General features: G+C 70.5%; 15 protein-coding genes and 2 pseudogenes. 3 read left to right on the top strand and 14 right to left on the bottom strand.

The features are described 5' to 3' along the window. Position 1: 1 nt before the first annotated feature. Positions 2–769 (top strand): hypothetical protein, encoded by a 768-nt coding sequence (locus tag V1460_RS35680; protein WP_338677731.1) that lies wholly within the window; start codon positions 2–4, stop codon positions 767–769. 296 nt (positions 770–1,065) lie between these two features. Here the strand turns inward: V1460_RS35680 and V1460_RS35675 are convergent, their stop codons facing one another. From V1460_RS35675 to V1460_RS35665, 3 genes are all read right to left on the bottom strand, one after another. After that, on the bottom strand, positions 1,066–2,268 hold the full coding sequence (locus V1460_RS35675) for a PP2C family protein-serine/threonine phosphatase (RefSeq protein WP_338677730.1): 1,203 nt from the start codon (positions 2,266–2,268) through the stop codon (positions 1,066–1,068). A 389-nt stretch (positions 2,269–2,657) separates the two neighbouring features. Further along, positions 2,658–2,924, bottom strand: coding sequence for a hypothetical protein (locus tag V1460_RS35670; protein WP_338678365.1), 267 nt, complete (start codon positions 2,922–2,924; stop codon positions 2,658–2,660). A 307-nt stretch (positions 2,925–3,231) separates the two neighbouring features. Then, the gene (locus V1460_RS35665; protein WP_338677729.1) at positions 3,232–3,843 is read right to left on the bottom strand and encodes a DUF5994 family protein; all 612 of its coding nucleotides are present in this window, start codon (positions 3,841–3,843) and stop codon (positions 3,232–3,234) included. A gap of 285 nt (positions 3,844–4,128) precedes the next feature. Between V1460_RS35665 and V1460_RS35660 the strand changes: the two genes are divergently transcribed. Then, positions 4,129–4,626, top strand: coding sequence for a DUF5994 family protein (locus V1460_RS35660; protein WP_338677728.1), 498 nt, complete (start codon positions 4,129–4,131; stop codon positions 4,624–4,626). 29 nt (positions 4,627–4,655) lie between these two features. Here V1460_RS35660 and V1460_RS35655 read toward each other — a convergent pair whose 3' ends face one another. From V1460_RS35655 to V1460_RS35625, 6 genes and pseudogenes are all read right to left on the bottom strand, one after another. Then, positions 4,656–4,994 (bottom strand): MerR family transcriptional regulator, encoded by a 339-nt coding sequence (locus V1460_RS35655; protein WP_338677726.1) that lies wholly within the window; start codon positions 4,992–4,994, stop codon positions 4,656–4,658. A gap of 614 nt (positions 4,995–5,608) precedes the next feature. Then, entirely contained in the window at positions 5,609–5,917 is a 309-nt protein-coding gene (locus V1460_RS35650; RefSeq protein ID WP_338677725.1) for an SCO5918 family protein, read from the bottom strand. Positions 5,918–6,072: 155 nt separating this feature from the next. After that, a complete protein-coding gene (locus tag V1460_RS35645; RefSeq protein ID WP_338677724.1) occupies positions 6,073–6,363 on the bottom strand; it encodes a CBS domain-containing protein in 291 nt (96 codons plus the stop codon). Continuing rightward, positions 6,360–7,696, bottom strand: a pseudogene (locus V1460_RS35640) (DEAD/DEAH box helicase). The gene V1460_RS35645 and the pseudogene V1460_RS35640 overlap by 4 nt, the downstream one beginning before the upstream one ends. A gap of 284 nt (positions 7,697–7,980) precedes the next feature. Then, positions 7,981–8,184 (bottom strand): cold-shock protein, encoded by a 204-nt coding sequence (locus V1460_RS35635; protein ID WP_338677723.1) that lies wholly within the window; start codon positions 8,182–8,184, stop codon positions 7,981–7,983. A gap of 940 nt (positions 8,185–9,124) precedes the next feature. Continuing rightward, positions 9,125–9,850 (bottom strand): transposase, encoded by a 726-nt coding sequence (locus V1460_RS35625; RefSeq protein WP_338677722.1) that lies wholly within the window; start codon positions 9,848–9,850, stop codon positions 9,125–9,127. Between the two features lie 295 nt (positions 9,851–10,145). On the opposite strand from V1460_RS35625, the pseudogene V1460_RS35620 reads away from it, so the two are divergent. Further along, positions 10,146–10,682, top strand: a pseudogene (locus tag V1460_RS35620) (IS110 family transposase). Here V1460_RS35620 and V1460_RS35615 read toward each other — a convergent pair. From V1460_RS35615 to V1460_RS35595, 5 genes are all read right to left on the bottom strand, one after another. Further along, positions 10,648–11,205 (bottom strand): hypothetical protein, encoded by a 558-nt coding sequence (locus tag V1460_RS35615; RefSeq protein ID WP_338677721.1) that lies wholly within the window; start codon positions 11,203–11,205, stop codon positions 10,648–10,650. The pseudogene V1460_RS35620 and the gene V1460_RS35615 overlap by 35 nt on opposite strands. Before the next feature lie 115 nt (positions 11,206–11,320). Next, positions 11,321–11,536: a hypothetical protein gene (locus V1460_RS35610; protein WP_338677720.1), complete on the bottom strand. Its 216-nt coding sequence runs from the start codon at positions 11,534–11,536 to the stop codon at positions 11,321–11,323. Then, positions 11,533–11,979 carry a hypothetical protein gene (locus V1460_RS35605; protein WP_338677719.1) on the bottom strand — a complete coding sequence of 149 codons (447 nt, stop codon included), beginning with the start codon at positions 11,977–11,979 and terminating at the stop codon, positions 11,533–11,535. The genes V1460_RS35610 and V1460_RS35605 overlap by 4 nt, the downstream gene beginning before the upstream one ends. A 55-nt stretch (positions 11,980–12,034) precedes the next feature. Beyond that, entirely contained in the window at positions 12,035–13,264 is a 1,230-nt protein-coding gene (locus V1460_RS35600; protein WP_338677718.1) for a helix-turn-helix transcriptional regulator, read from the bottom strand. 300 nt (positions 13,265–13,564) lie between these two features. Continuing rightward, a complete protein-coding gene (locus tag V1460_RS35595; RefSeq protein ID WP_338677717.1) occupies positions 13,565–14,467 on the bottom strand; it encodes a ParB/RepB/Spo0J family partition protein in 903 nt (300 codons plus the stop codon). Positions 14,468–14,474 lie beyond the last annotated feature (7 nt).

Below are 14,474 nucleotides of genomic sequence, written 5' to 3'. Positions count from 1 at the left end.
CATGGAGGCTGAGGCGCCCGGCGTGCGACTGGAGTCGGACCTGTTCTCCGGTCCGCTGGTGGAGCTGTGGGGCGTGCTCTTCGACCTGTCGGAGCAGGTGCCGGATGCCTGGTCGCTGATCGGTGGGCAGATGGTGCTTCTGCACGGTCTGGAGTACGGCCGGACGCCACCGGCGGCGAGCGCCGACCTTGATGTCCTCGCCGATGTGCAATCGGACCAGCGGAGCTTGCGCCGATTGGTTGCAGCGCTGGAACGGTTCGGATTCTCCCCCGCCGGCATGTCGCCACAGGGCAACCTGTTGCACCGCTACCAGCGCGGGGTTGAGCCGCGGCGGCTGGTGGTGGATCTGCTGGCCCCCGACAACCTCGGCCCCCGTGCAGACCTCACAACGACGCCGCCCGGCCGCACTCTGGAGGTTCCAGGCGGCCGGCAGGCTGCGCAGCGAACCGAGGCTGTGATCGTTCAATTGGGGCAGCGAACGGGCCGCATCCGCCGCCCCAGTCTGCTTGGGGCGATCGTGGCGAAGGCTGCAGCGGTCGGCATCAAGACTGCTTCACCGGAGAGGCACTACCGAGATCTGGCGTTCCTGCTCTCGCTGCCCGCCAATCCGCTGCGACTGAGGGCCGAGCTTGACAAGGGTGACCGCAAGAAGCTCGCGTTGGCGAAGGCTCTGCACGATCCTCAGCATGCCGCTTGGCGCCAACTGGCCGACGAGGGTGCCCGGGTGGACGGTCGGGCGATGTATGCGTTCTTGTCTCCGTCTGCGTGACGTGAGGACGGCCAACGGCCCGTGCTCTGATCGCCGTCGAGGTGGTGCGCAGGTGGTGCGCGACGCCCAGATAGTTCTAGACAACAAGAAAGCCCCGAGCCGATGGCCTGGGGCTTCTGTCTGGAGCGGGTGACGAGAATCGACTCGCGCTCCAGGCTTGGGAATCACCTGGCAATCGGGCCGAAAGCGGTCTGACCTGGGAGAACGACGTCTTGAGACCCCGTGCGATGGTCTCCTTCGCACCCTTGTTCGTCGCTGCGCACCAGCCCTTCTGGCACGTTGTGGTACGACGGAGGTCAGCCACGCCACTCGGCCAAGAGGAGTGTGGCGTCGTCGGAGGTGGTCTCGCCGCGAGCCCGCCTGAGTGTGTGGGACAGGTCGCGTGCCACCGCGCGAACTCCTCGTTCGACCGGGTCCAGCTGCTGGATCCAGGCGATCAACTGGTCCTCTCCGAACTGTTCCCGGCCGCTCTCGTGCTCCTCCACCAGGCCGTCGGTGAAGCAGAGAATGCGATCCCCTTGAAGGAGTGTCACTTCGCTGACCTGCGGCTGCGCTCCTCCGAAGCCGACGGGCAGGGTGGTGGGGCTGTCCAAGCGGCCCACCACGCGGTGCCCGCGGATCAGCATGGGCGCGGGGTGCCCGGCGTTGACCCACTGGAGGCGGCCGGTGTTCGTGTCCAGCCGCATCATCTGTGCGGTGACGAAGTGGTCGGGGGCGAACTGCTCGGACACGGCACGGTCCATGAACAGGTAGATCTCGGACAGCTCGACGCTGATTCGACGGGCGTGCCGGTAGGCGCCGATGGCTACGGTGGCCATGGTGGCCGCGTTCAGGCCGTGGCCCATGGCATCGATCATGCAGAGGTGGAGCGCGTCTCCGTTCAGGGCGTAGTCGAAGCTGTCGCCGGCCACGTCGTAGGCGGGCTCCAGAACTCCGGCGACAGCGACGCGGGGCATGGTCATGGCCAGTGGTGGCAGGAGAGACCACTGGACCTCGGCGGCGACGCTCATGGGTTCCCTACGTCGGGTGCGGAAGAAGAGGTCGGTGTAGCTGTTCTTGGACTGCAGCAACTGGGCGGTCAGGCCGGCGATTCTGCGCAGGAGGCGGCGGTCGTCGTCGTCGACCGCGTCCAGGGTGACGGCGAGGACCCCGGCCTGCTCCCCTCCGTCCAGCAGAGGGACATGGACGCGCACCCCGCCTGCCGGCACGTCCTCCTCGACGCGGTACGAGGTGAGGAAACACCGGCCCGCCGCTGAGCGGTCGATGGGGTGTGGTCCGCCGTCCGTCAGACCTTCGCCGACCAGGGGAACCAGCTTCTGCTGACCGTAGTCCTGGAGAAGGATCTGCGGGTCACGGCCCCCCAGACGGGCCACGGTGCCGGCGACGACGGACCCGACCAGATGGGGCGGCAGCTCGTGCGCGCGGTCCAGGAACGTGCCGAGGAGCCCCTCGCCGAAGCTCTCCGACCGATCCGGATCACCGAGCTGTCCCACGGGCATCCGTTGCCTCCAACCGGAAGACGCGGGCCTCGCCCGTCGTTGCCGCGCGGGTCGGCCTCCGGGGCCCTGCGGCGGCAGGTACCGGCGTGGCCCACCAGCGGTGTGGCCTCCAGGATGCTCCTCGGAGCGAGACCACGCCACACAGCCGCCACCGGCGCAGGGGGACCGGATGACCGGTGACCAGGCCCTCGGTCATGAGGTGGCGGTCGCGGGCGGAGGCGGGGTGCTGCACCGGGATGCGGCGGTCGGGCCCGTATGCCGCCCCGGTGACGCCGGCCGCCTGCCCGGCGCCTCGGGGAACCCGCGACCTGTCGGCGGTACCGCCCCTGCCGGTGCGGGTCGCCCCGGCCCGTGTCGTTCACGCCCCGCGCGGTGTCGTTCGCAGCCGGTCAGGGCTCCTCGGCGTGCGGGCCGGTACCGGTGGGCGGTCGGCTGGTGGCCAGCCAGGAGCGGGCGGGGCCGGCGGCGGTCTCCGTGTCGACGGTGAGGTGGAGCCGCGTGCCGCCGCCCGGCGCCGGGTAGCTGCGCTGTTCCGTCCCGGCGAAGCACCGGCGGATCACTTCGGCGACCATGCGGGCGGCATCGGGGGTGGCGGCGACGATACGGATCTCCGCGAGCCCTGACTGTGGCAGAGGCTCGTTTTCGGCGGGACTCAGAACGGGGCGCAAGACGGCGTGTTCCCTTCGGAGCGAAGCGAGAGGTCGGCGGGTGGGGTTCTCCGGGATGCCGGGTCGCCCCACCCCGCCGCCCTTCGAGCGGAGGAATGGTCCGGGGTCAGGATCGGGTGTCCGTGGGCGGCCGTTCGCCCGGCGGGCCCGGGACGGCTGCGTCCGGGTGGACGGCGGAGGGCGGGGAAGCGGTCGCTGAGGTGGTGGGCGGCGATGCGCGCGTCGCGCGCGGCATTGAGTCGGTGGATCAGAAGCACGCCGAGCGCGACCAGGAGGGCGCCCACCGCGAGCGTGATCAGGAACTCCATGGCGTCAACTCCGCATGTACCTCGGCAGGGTGGATCATCCGCGCGCCGACGACGGCGTGCGCCACCGGGCCTCGGAGGCGCCCGAGGACGGCCCCGCCGTCGGCCTCCCAGAGCTCCTCGCCGCTTCGGTCCTCCCGCTCGCGGTGGGCGGTCGCGGCCTCGTCGGACAGCAGCACACCCGGAGTGAGGACGCTGCCGGGGACAGCGGCGGCGGACATCAGGCGGGCCGCGGAGGCGGGTTGGGCCTCGGGCGGAACCACGAGCAGGTCGCAGCGGCTGACCGCGTAGGACAGCAGGATGATCTTGTCCGGATCCAGCTCGGTGAACCAGCCCACGTGCAGGGCGTGGCCGGAAGAGGAGACCCGGCGCGGCACGGCGCGCCAGCGACCCGGGTTCACCGCGATCCGGGTGATGCGGCCCCAGCGGGCTTCGAGGGCGTCGGTCAGCGACGGCAGCTCGGCCGCCAGGTCACGGGAACGGGGCCACCAGGCGCCGTCGAGCGCGCTCGCGGCCGACCCGGTCTTCGGGGTGAGCGACAGCCGGCTTGCACGTCCTGGGATGGGGGCGCGGTTCGCCGTCCTGTCGAGGATGGTGGTCATGGTGCGAACCTGCCCCCGAGCCGCCGTCGGCAGCCCGGTTTCTCGTGTTCCCCGGGAATGACACCTGCACGGGTGCCGGTGTGCGAAGTACTCCCGGTCCCTCCAGGGTACGTCCGAGCACCTCGTACGTGAGACGACACAGAGGAGGCTTTCCGTTCGCGGACAGCGTGGGTGGCGGCCGGGGACGCGAGAGCCTGAGTTACCGTGAAGTGACGGCACACTCCACCCGTCCGCGGCCCGTCACACGCGACGGCCACGTCCCCTCCTTGAGACGGGCGGACCCCCATGGCCGACTCGGACATCCCGCACTCGCCCCCGTTGGTCCTACCGGACGCGATCCACGAGAGGGTGCGTCCCGGCACGGCCCTGCTCCGGCTGGAGACGACGCATTCACGGCAGGGCGTCCTCGACGGTGCGTGGTGGCCGCGCACCCGGGACGTGGCGCGGGAGATCCCCGCGCTCGTATCCGCCCTGGCCGAGCATCTCGGACCCATCACCCGGGTCGGGCTGGATGCCGTGGCGTGGAACGCCATCCCGACCCGACTGGTCGTGGACGACCGGGTCGTCCACCTCGACTCGTTCCCCGTCGGCGACGACACCGTCCTGATCACTCGCGGTGAGCGGGACCACTTCGCGCTGATGGTGGTGCCCCCGGACACGGAGCCCGATGCCGCGCGTACGGCCATGGCCCGCGCGGTCCGGGCCGACAACGTCACGCAGGCCGCCGAGATCCTCGTCACCGCAGTGGCCGCACCGGTGCCCGGGACGGAGGAACCTGGATGAGCGGGACCGCGTAGCACCGCAGGCCCTGCTCAGTCCCCGTCCCGAGGGCGTGGTTCGGACGCCGCGCGGCGGTACTCGGCGTTGATGCGCCGTGCCTCCTCGAGCTGGTCCTCGAGGATGATGATGCGGCAGGCGGCCTCGATGGGAGTGCCCTGGTCGACGAGTTCCCGGGCGCGGGCGGCGATGCGCAGCTGGTAGCGGGAGTAGCGTCGGTGGCCGCCCTCGGAGCGGAGCGGAGTGATCAGCCGGGCTTCCCCGAGGGCGCGCAGGAACCCGGGAGTCGTGCCCAGCATGTCGGCCGCCCGTCCCATGGTGTAGGCGGGGTAGTCGTCATCGTCGAGACGACCAGTCGAATCGTCTGCTGTCATTCTCACCTCTCTGGGGACGGGGCCGAAGAGCGTCGTGTCTGGTGTCCTCGGACGTCAGGGAACCGGAGGTGTACGCGAGTCGCGCCGGCTCGCGTACCGCGCAACGCGCGTCGGCAGGCGCTCCAGCCCGTGCCACACCTGCTCGGCTCGGAACCTCTCCGTCGAACCTCCCAGTCCGCGCGCCGGCGGTCCGGCGCGTTCGCTGAGCGTCATGCTCCCATCCCCCCTGCCGGTCCGGCGTCACCGTGCCGTTGTCCCCGGGGTGGCCTGTGGCGCGGAAGTCGTCCGTCCGTCTTCCGCGGGGTGCACGACGCTCACCGCGACGGAGCCCCGAAGCACTGTGGGGCGAAGGAGGGAGGTCCTGCCCGGTCGACCTGCGTGGGCGAGCTCGACGACGTCTTCCACGGGGCGTCCCCGGACGGAGTGCCGCTGCCGGATCATTCAGGGCACGCGGAGGGTCCCGCAGAAGGGCGGTACGGACCGCGCGTCGACCGGCGGCCGGTGACCGGACAGAGCGGGAGGCGTCGACGGCTGAGCCGCCGCGCGACGCGGTGGTGCCCGACCGGTGCGCACCGGCCGGGCACCACCTTCAGGCGAGACATGCGCCTGTCAAGTCAGAGCGCCGTGGGCGTCCCGAGCCGGGCAGACGCCTGCTGGAGCGGGTTGAGGGCGGCCGGGGGCTCAGCCTCCGGGCGGGTACGGCAGACGAAGCCGAGCCGGACCATGGCCCGGACGACCTCGCCGGCGCTGAAATCGCGACGGTCCTGGCGCGTGATGACCGCGCCGACCTGCTTGGCGGGGTACTCACGGCGTCCGATGACCACGGACTCGCCGGCGACGGGTTCGGGCTTGACGCCCTTCATCGCTTCCAGGACACCGTTCCTCGTCAACTCGAAGGGGAAGCGGGCGATGACGCAACGCATGGGACCTCGCAGAGGACGGCGGGAAACGGACCGGGCCGCCATGTGGCAGCGCGGCGGCGGACTCGGGAGGTCCGGATGCGGCGGCGTCTGTCGGAGTCCAGGCCGTGTGGTGGGCCTGTCGATGGGCATCGTGCGCTCGGCGGTGGCTCTCGTGGTCACGAGCGGGACGGAGAGCCCGCGGTGCGCAAGTCGCGAAGCTGTACCCGGTCGGTGTAGTCGGGAGTGGCACGGAAGCCGATGAGCTGGGCCAGGGTCACCAGGCCGGTGCGCCGGCCGTCTGCGTCACGGACGATCAGGCGCTCGGTGCGGGCGCCGCGCATGACCGCCATAGCCACCTCGACGGTCATGTCGGCCCAGGCATGCGGTTCTGTCTCGTCGGCGTGGGATACGGGCCGGTCGGTGGGGGCGGGCCGCGCGGTGTGCGTCGGCGTCTGGATCGGTGTCATACGCGACTCCTACGGGGAGTTTGAAGGGGCGTAGGCCCCGGGGCGGAAGGCTCCAGGAGGCCCGGACGGGCGGGGAGCGCCACGGAGCGGTCCGGCGTTCCATCGGTGAGGGGTGGCCGCGCCGGGTGGGCGGGGCCGTACCCGCGTGCGGGGCGGTCGCGCGGCTCCGTGCCGTGGACGGGGATGCCCGCCGGGGTCCGTGCACCGGTGATCCGGTGCAGCTCGGGCGCGCCGGGGCGGATGCGGGTGGTCCGCGGGTGGTTCCCCGCCTCGGCCATGAGGCGGGTCGTCGAGCGGCGCTGGTTCGGGGTGACGACGATGACGACGCTGCCGGTCCCTCCCGCCCGGGCGTTACGGCCGCCGTGGTGCAGGTATTCCTTTTGGCAGGCGGGCTGGCCGACGTTGACGACGAGGTCGAGCCCATCGACGTGGATACCGCGGGCGGCGACGCTCGTGGCGACGAGCACGGGTGTCCGCCCGCTCCTGAACCGCGCCGGCGCCCTGCGGCTGGTCAGCCGGTCGGCTGCATGCTTGGTGACCAGGAACATGATCACACGGCCGTCGCGGCCTGTTTGTCGTCGGAGTGTACGTGCAGCATCGACACGGCGCCGCTCGCCGGATCCGCGCAGTGGACGACGGGGTCGGACAGGTAGCGGCTGACCAGCCGCCCGATCGTGCGGTCCAGCGTGGCCGAGAAGAGCATCCGCTGTCCCCCGGGGCCCACCTGGTCGAGCAACTCGGTGATCTGGGGGGCGAAACCCATGTCGGTCATCTGGTCGGCCTCGTCCAGGACGGTGACGGCGACCCGGTCCAGTCGGCAGCTGCCGCGGGCGACGAGGTCCCTGAGCCGGATCGGAGTGGCGACGACGATCTCGGCGCCCCCGCGGAGGACGTCGGCCTGCCTGCCGATGGGCCTCCCGCCGACGACCGTCGCGAGGCGCAGTTCGACGGCGCGGGCGTACGGCGTGAGGGCGTCGGCCACCCGGTCCGCCATCTCACGTGTGGGGACCAGGACCAGGGCGAGCGGCTGACGGGGCTCGGCTCGCGCCCCCGCCGTACGGGCGACCAGGGCGAGGCCGAAGGCCAGCGTCTTACCGGAGCCCGTACGGCCACGGCCCAGGACGTCACGGCCGGCAAGCGTGTTCGGCAGGGTCGCGCTCTGGATCGGGAAGGGGACGGTGACGCCCTCGGCGACGAGCGCGGCGAGCAGCCGCTCCGGCATGCCGAGATCGGCGAACGCCTCCACTGCGGGGAGCGCGGGGGTGACCGACGCGGGCAGGGCGAACTCCCCTCGGGTGTCCGGAAGATGATCGGTCGTGTGCGTGCCGTTCATGTGCAACCTTCCTCGATGCAGTGCCCATCACGGAATTCACCCCGGCGTTGTGCCGGTCGGAGATTTTCGAGACGACCTCGAATGGGGAGTAAAATCCGTGCTGGCGGAATCCGGAACTGCCGATCGTCGGCGGAGAATGAGGGCCGGAAATGATTATGTGACCCAGGTCGTCCGTCACGTGGGTCGCGGAGGCGGATCCGGTGGAGTTGTGCTGCGGAAAACGCATGCAGCTGGGGCCCGCACCCCGAAGGATGCGGGCCCCAGCTACGTCGTACGCGCCGCTGTCAGGCAGGAACGATGTTCTCGGCCGTCGGGCCCTTCTGGCCCTGCGCGATGTCGAAGTTCACCTTCTGGCCCTCCTGCAGCTCACGGAAGCCCTGTGCGGAGATGTTCGAGTAGTGGGCGAACACGTCGGGGCCGCCGCCGTCCTGCTCGATGAAGCCGAAGCCCTTTTCCGCGTTGAACCACTTCACGATACCAGTGGACATGACATATCTCCTTCGGGAATCATCGGCATCCGCACTGTGCGGATGCCGTGTCGCCGCGATGATTACCCCGCCGGAGAAGAACCGGAGGTGAAAAGTGACCCCGGAGGCCCCTCTGGGCGACTGGATGCACGTGAATTTCTGGAACCACTACTGCAACTGAATCCGAGGCTAGCACGCCGTCAAGCTCGATGCGGCTGAATTGCCGCTGCTCCTTTTATGCGGTAGAAATCCTTACGCCACGAACCCGCACATTCTCATCTCGCCGACGCAGATGACGACGGGCCCGGGTGTGCCTCCCGAGGTGCCGGCGCCGAGGCACACGCCGACGAGGTGGTGGAGACACGGCCGTGGCCCGCCTCGGGCGCGGGGCGGCCTGACGGAAGGGCAGGCTCACCACCCGGCGCGGACGGATCTGGTCCAAGGGTGAGCCTGTGATGCGGGTCCCCCTGCTCTCCTCCACCGATCCACGGACTGCTCGCTGACCCGCAGCGCGGCAGCGATCTCCGGGTCTTTCCGTTCTGTGGTTGTTTTCGTCGTGGGGTGCGTCGTTGTCGGGCCTTCCCGAGGCCGCTCTCGTGGCGCTGCTCCCTTGGTCGTGATTGGGGGCGGTAATCGCGGTCAACGGAGGGAAGGTTCCTACGCCAGGTCAGCTGTTGACCGACTTGATCATCCCCCGCGCCTACCTGCTCGGCTGCGCGAGTCGTCAGGTCTGAGAGAGGGACACCCCTGTGGCCGACCGCGCGGTACCGTCCCCCAAGAGACCAATCGCGTAAGGGCGGATGCCGGATGTCGGACAGTACTGCCACGCCGGACGGGCACGAGCAGCGCGGCCTGATCCTCGACTTTGCCGGGGTGCTACCGCCAGTCCCAACGCCGTACACCGCGCCTGGTGTGCGTCCGAGGGGCTGGAACCGGGGGCGTGGCGCAGCACCCTCAACGATCATCCCGAAGGGAGGCGTCTGTACGCGCGCTGGAGATCGGAGAGATCCCCACAGGGGCAGGACGGCACGGCAGCCCCATTCCAGCGTCGCCGGATCGTCGTGGGCATCCGATGCGACAAGAGACGCGGCGGAGTCATGAGGGCGGCGGCTTTCTCCGCGGACAGGTGGGTGGGGGCACCGCCGGGCAGCAGGTCTCGCAGCACGGCATGGAGGCGGTTGATGATGCGGGTGCGTTCGTTTACCAGATCATCGTGCCGCTCGGTCAGCAGCCGCAGGATCATCGACTGGTCTTCCGGCTCGACCTTGCGCAGGTCGTGCCGGAAGAGGGCGACCTGAGCGACGTGCAGGGCGTCGGCCGCATCGGTCTTGCGGTCCCCGCCGGTGGCCAGGAGCCGGGCCCGGGCGGAGAGGGTGGAGGGCACGTCCACCACATGCTCGCCGGCGGAGGCCAGCTGCTGGGCGAGGCTGCGGCCGAGTCCTTTGGCGCCCTCGACGGCGAAGCGGCGCTCGGGCCACCGCTCGCACCAGCGCATCAGCTGCCGGACGGTCCCTGCGTTGACGACGAAGCGCCGCTGGGCGAGCTGGTGTCCTGCGGCGTCGACGGCGACAGCGGTGTGGGACAACTTGTGGGGATCGATACCGATAGTGATCACGTGCACATTGCCCAGGTCGAACGGGATGGGAGGGGTGCGGTGGGCACTCTGACTTGAAGTCTCAGCGTCCATTGGTCACGCCTCTGTCGAGCCACACCGCGCGGGTGCCGACCGGCGGCGGCAAACTCATCATGAGCCAGCCCGAGTTGGGGCGGCATGAGGTCACGCGAGCCCGTACCGGTCGGCACCCTGGGCGCTACGGCTGCATACCGTGCGTCTGGGTCCGATTCAACAAGTCAGAGGTCCGACCACCACCTGACCGGGCGCAATGCCCGGCCGTTGGCGGGCGGCAGGTCTGCATAACGTGGATACGTGAGAACGGCCCCGACACCCAGGCCAGCACCGGTATCGAGCAAGTGGGGGCACAGTGATCGACACCAGCGGCGTGGGCGTCTTCCTCGTCCTGGACGTCGGCAAGAGCACACACCACGGCCACGGACTCACCCCGGCCGGAAAGAAGGTCTTCGACAAACCGCTGCCCAACAGCGAGCCCAAGCTGCGGGCCGTCTTCGACAAGTTGCGCGACAAGTTCGGCACCGTGCTGGTGGTCGTGGACCAGCCTGCCTCCATCGGCGCCCTGCCGCTGACCGTCGCCCGCGATGCGGGCTGCCAGGTCGCCTAACTGCCCGGACTCGCGATGCGACGGATTGCCGACCTCTACCCCGGCGAGGCCAAGACCGACGCGAAAGACGCGGCGGTCGTCGCGGACGCCGCCCGCACCATGCCGCACACCCTGCGCTCGCTGGAGCTGACCGACGAGATCACCGCCGAGCTCACTGTCAGGTGGGCGGCACGGGCGGTGGCGGCGGCCTGCGTGGCCCAGCCCCTGACCCTGCGGACTCCGTCGGGGCCGAGCGGCCCAGGGCCGGTCACCGTGCCTCTCCCTGCTCGTCGGCCGGGGTGAGCCGCCCCAGCTGCCGTACGAAGTGGGTGGCGACCATCCACGGCATCCGCGGGTCGCTGAAGCGCAGCATCCGCTCGACCGGGGAGGCCAGGAGCCTCGGCGCCGGGTGGAGCGTTCCGTGGACTCCGACGATCTCGGCCTCGGCGGCGAAGAAGGCCCGGTATCCGATGCCCGACCGGGGCGGGGCGGAGTGCCGGAGGCACACGGGCGGCTCGGTGGCCATGGCGCCCTCGGGCCAGCTGTCCCACCGGTGATCGCTCGTCGGGAGCGGCAGTCGCCACAGGACGCCCGCACCGGTCCGCACGGCCGGTGCCGAGCAGACCTGGCACAGCAGCCGCTCCATCGCTGTCCGTTGGGATACGGCCCCGGCGTCGGCCCGGCTCAGGAGTACGCCCTCGACCGAGCGGTCCTCGTCGCGCTCGTCGGCGTAGGCGAGACCGCGCGGGGTGCGCAGGAGGAGTGGCTGCGCCAGGCGCCTGTCCGGCCCTCGGCCGGTAGTGGTCGGTTCTAGGGAAGTGGTCACTACCTTCACCGTTCGCGTGTCGGAGGTACGAGGACGAGTGCGGGGCTGGTCGCCCTCCGCCGAGTGGTGCGGGAGCGGTGCGGGGAGGCTCCGGGTCTCCTCGGCGGAGGGCCGTTCAGTGGCCGGTGGCGAGGGACGGCGGCACGGCGTCCGGCGTGGTCACGGCCACTCGGTGGCCAGCGGTGTCGAGAAGCTGGTCGGCGTGGGTACGCAGTGCCCAGGCGGGACCGACCAGACCGGCGAAGGTGAGGAACGTCAGGGCGATCCGGCCGCTGCGGTCCGCCCGTACGAAGGGCGTGGGGCGCGGGAAGCGATGGCGGGCCTTGCTCACGAGTCCTCGCCGAGGACGTTCTCGTGCCTGTCGAGGAGGCGGCAGGTCTGCGCGTACAGCCGCTCGAGGTCGACCGCGGTGAGGACGAGCGCCCCCTCGCGGGTGGATCCGTCCTCCAGGTGGAACTCCACGGGCACCGAGCCCTGGCGGGCGCGCGGGTCGTAGACCGCGTCCCGGCCGGGCAGCAGCGTGGCGTGGGTGACCTGCGCCGGCACCGGGCGCAGTGTCGTGCCGTCCGCCGGCGCGGACCAGGCGGGGCCGCCGCCGGGCGGTCGCAGGTGATAGGTGGTGGCGGAGTCCTCGCCGGGGAGGGTGACCACGACGCCGACCCGGCCGCTGCGGGCGGTGTCGGCGGCGAGGTCCCCGAGCTGAGGAAAGAAGGGAGCCGCAGTTCCTAACTCGGCTCCCTGGGAGGGGAGATGGGGAAGGCGTCGTCCGGTCATGCTCCGAAGTTAGGGACGGCCGTGCCTCTGAATATGAGCCGGAGGAATACGACCCCTATCCGTCCAGGTGGAAGCGGTCGGACATGCGCCGCAACTTCTCACGTGTGGCTGCCCGTTCGGCGTAGACGATGCTGCGGAGCGTGGAGCGGGCGATGGGGTGATTCCTTACGAGCTGGGGTGCGATCCGCTCGGCGGTCTCCAGCTCGACGAGAGCCTGGCCCCGGTTGCCGTCCCACAGCCACGCCCGCGCGATGTCCATGTGGTGGTGCCCCTGACGGGAGTTGGGCAAGGCGCCGACCAGCTCCGGGCTCGTGCGGCGGTTTATCTCCAGAGCCTTGCTCTGCTGGCCCATCTCCAGGGCCACGCTGATCGCGTGGATCTGCACGTTCCCGGCGGAGAACGTCAGTGAGTGCCGGTCGTACACCGGAGCCCCGACGTAGGCGTCCATCCGCTCGGCGGCATCCTTCGCGTACCCGATCCGGTCCTCAGCCTCGGACGCACGGCTCGCGCGGGCGGCCGAGACCGCTGCCCGTAGCTGGAGCGTGCCCCAGGCCCGTACAGCCAGCGGGTCACCGTCCTCGTACGCCTGCTGCACCGACCCGATCGCCTTGTCCGAGAGCGTCAGCGCGTCTGCCCAGTCCGCCGTGGCCCACATGTCCCACACCCGCATCCAGTCCGCGACCGCCGGCAGCACCGGGTCCCCGGACAGACGGGCCGACCACGCCGCCCGCTCGCAGGCCATCGTGACCAGCTCGGGGTGGCCGAGCGAGTGGGCGGCGGTGTGGGCGAACTTGCAGCACACGGCGTAGGTCGCGTACGCCTCCTCCCGCTCGTGCCCCTCCGAGACCTCCGCCAGCGCCCGCGCCTCGCGGAACAGGTCCGGCAGGACGCGGAGGATCGCCACGTTGGCGGCGGTGTCCCGGAGGCGGTGGAGCCGGGTCACCTCTCGCCACAACTGAGAGGCCGGCCGCGGCGTCCCGTCGAAGACCGGGGTGAGGTCGTAGCGGCGCAGTTCGCGCAGGATCGACGAGGCGGCGACCTGCCACTGGTTGTCATCGGGCGAGCTGCTGTACGGGCGCCCGATCAGGTCGTTCGGGTGGACGTGGAGCTCGGCGGCGACCTGGTTGAGCAGCCCGACCCGGTCCAGCTCGATCAGACCCCGCTCCATCTTCGACACCCAGCCTTGCGACTTGCCCAGCGCCGTCGCGAGGTCCGCCTGTGGCATCCCGAGGCGCAGCCTCGCCCTGCGGACACGTCGGCCGATCTCCTCGGCTTCCTCCAGCATCAGGACACCTCCCCAACCATCGGACTTCCGCGCGGGGTGCGCCGGTCTGTCCGTACAGAGTTCGACATGAGCACGGTACCCAGGACACCGCGTACGCGTGCGCGAGTTGCCAGGCGGGCCGCGCTTCCGACTCACCGGTGCGGCCTTGTTCCCTCGGGGAACGAGGCAGATGTCCAGTGAGGGAATGCCGTCGCTGTTCACTCTCGGGACACGACGTGCGGCGGAGCTCTCCTCCGCAGGCTGATGACTACGCGGATCGGGCCCAGACCTCCTGGACCTGGGCCCGAGGGGCGCTTCGTGTCAGCTGAGTGGGGTGAGGTGGGCGGTCAGTTCCTGGGCTTCGGGTGAGAGGCCGGCGTGGACTTCGCGGGCGAAGGCTGTGTCAGGGCGGGTGATGGGGGGCCGGATCGTGGTCCAGTGCTGGGCGGCCTGTTCGATGGCCTGCTGGGTGTGGTGGATCGCGGACCGGCGGTGGGTGACGTACTGCTCGGCCTGCTGATGAGCCTTGTGCCAGGTGATGTCTCCCTGCTTCGCAAGCTGGGTCAGAGGCGGGGTGGTGTGGCCGTCGGCGAGACGGAGTTCGTCGGCCTCGGCGATCTGATTGCGGATCCGCTCCTGTTCCTGTCGTTCCTCCAGCGTGGCGATGGCGTCGTCGAGGGTGAGGTGGCTTTCGGAGACCTGCTTGACGAGGTCGGGGGCGTGCTCGCTGAGGCGGTCGAGCTTCTCCAGTTCGGCTGCGGTCTTTGCCTTGTGTTCGAGGGCGATCTCGTAGGCGGCGTCGAGGGGGAAGGCCCCGACGCGGACCTGTTCGGCAAGGTCGGCGGCGTACGTGAGGACGACGTTGGCGGCGGAGAGGCGGGTGCGGCTGAGGCCGTGCGTCTTGGCCAGGCCGCGCGGTGAGTGTCCCGAAACGGAACAGGCCATGGCGGTGATCATGGCCTGCTGGCCCTTGCTGATGTGCAGGCGGACGACGTTGTGGGAGAAGATCAGCGCCCGGGGGTTGTCGCCGGTGTAGGTGGTGAAGCGGGGTTCGACGCCGGCTATCTCGCAGGCGGCGAGGCGGTTGCGGCCGTCGAGGAGGACACCGTCCGTGTCGAGGACGATCTCCTCGTACAGGCCGTCGGTCTTGATCGACTCGGCGAGGTCGAGCAGCTCGTCAGGGTCGAGCATCGGGAAGGCGTCGGCGAAGGGGTGGATCTTCACGGGGTGC

Source organism: Streptomyces sp. SCSIO 30461 (assembly GCF_037023745.1).
In the GTDB taxonomy this organism is placed as follows: domain Bacteria; phylum Actinomycetota; class Actinomycetes; order Streptomycetales; family Streptomycetaceae; genus Streptomyces.
This window is presented reverse-complemented; position numbering and strand designations above follow the sequence as displayed.

What these genes read in the sequence shown, in the direction of transcription:
- V1460_RS35680 (WP_338677731.1), top strand. Translation starts at nt 2, where the DNA reads ATGGAGGCTGAGGCGCCCGGCGTGCGACTGGAGTCGGACCTGTTCTCC.
- V1460_RS35675 (WP_338677730.1), bottom strand. Translation starts at nt 2,268, where the DNA reads ATGCCCGTGGGACAGCTCGGTGATCCGGATCGGTCGGAGAGCTTCGGC.
- V1460_RS35665 (WP_338677729.1), bottom strand. Translation starts at nt 3,843, where the DNA reads ATGACCACCATCCTCGACAGGACGGCGAACCGCGCCCCCATCCCAGGA.
- V1460_RS35660 (WP_338677728.1), top strand. Translation starts at nt 4,129, where the DNA reads ATGGCCGACTCGGACATCCCGCACTCGCCCCCGTTGGTCCTACCGGAC.
- V1460_RS35655 (WP_338677726.1), bottom strand. Translation starts at nt 4,994, where the DNA reads ATGACAGCAGACGATTCGACTGGTCGTCTCGACGATGACGACTACCCC.
- V1460_RS35650 (WP_338677725.1), bottom strand. Translation starts at nt 5,917, where the DNA reads ATGCGTTGCGTCATCGCCCGCTTCCCCTTCGAGTTGACGAGGAACGGT.
- V1460_RS35645 (WP_338677724.1), bottom strand. Translation starts at nt 6,363, where the DNA reads ATGACACCGATCCAGACGCCGACGCACACCGCGCGGCCCGCCCCCACC.
- V1460_RS35635 (WP_338677723.1), bottom strand. Translation starts at nt 8,184, where the DNA reads ATGTCCACTGGTATCGTGAAGTGGTTCAACGCGGAAAAGGGCTTCGGC.
- V1460_RS35625 (WP_338677722.1), bottom strand. Translation starts at nt 9,850, where the DNA reads ATGGACGCTGAGACTTCAAGTCAGAGTGCCCACCGCACCCCTCCCATC.
- V1460_RS35605 (WP_338677719.1), bottom strand. Translation starts at nt 11,979, where the DNA reads ATGACCGGACGACGCCTTCCCCATCTCCCCTCCCAGGGAGCCGAGTTA.
- V1460_RS35600 (WP_338677718.1), bottom strand. Translation starts at nt 13,264, where the DNA reads ATGCTGGAGGAAGCCGAGGAGATCGGCCGACGTGTCCGCAGGGCGAGG.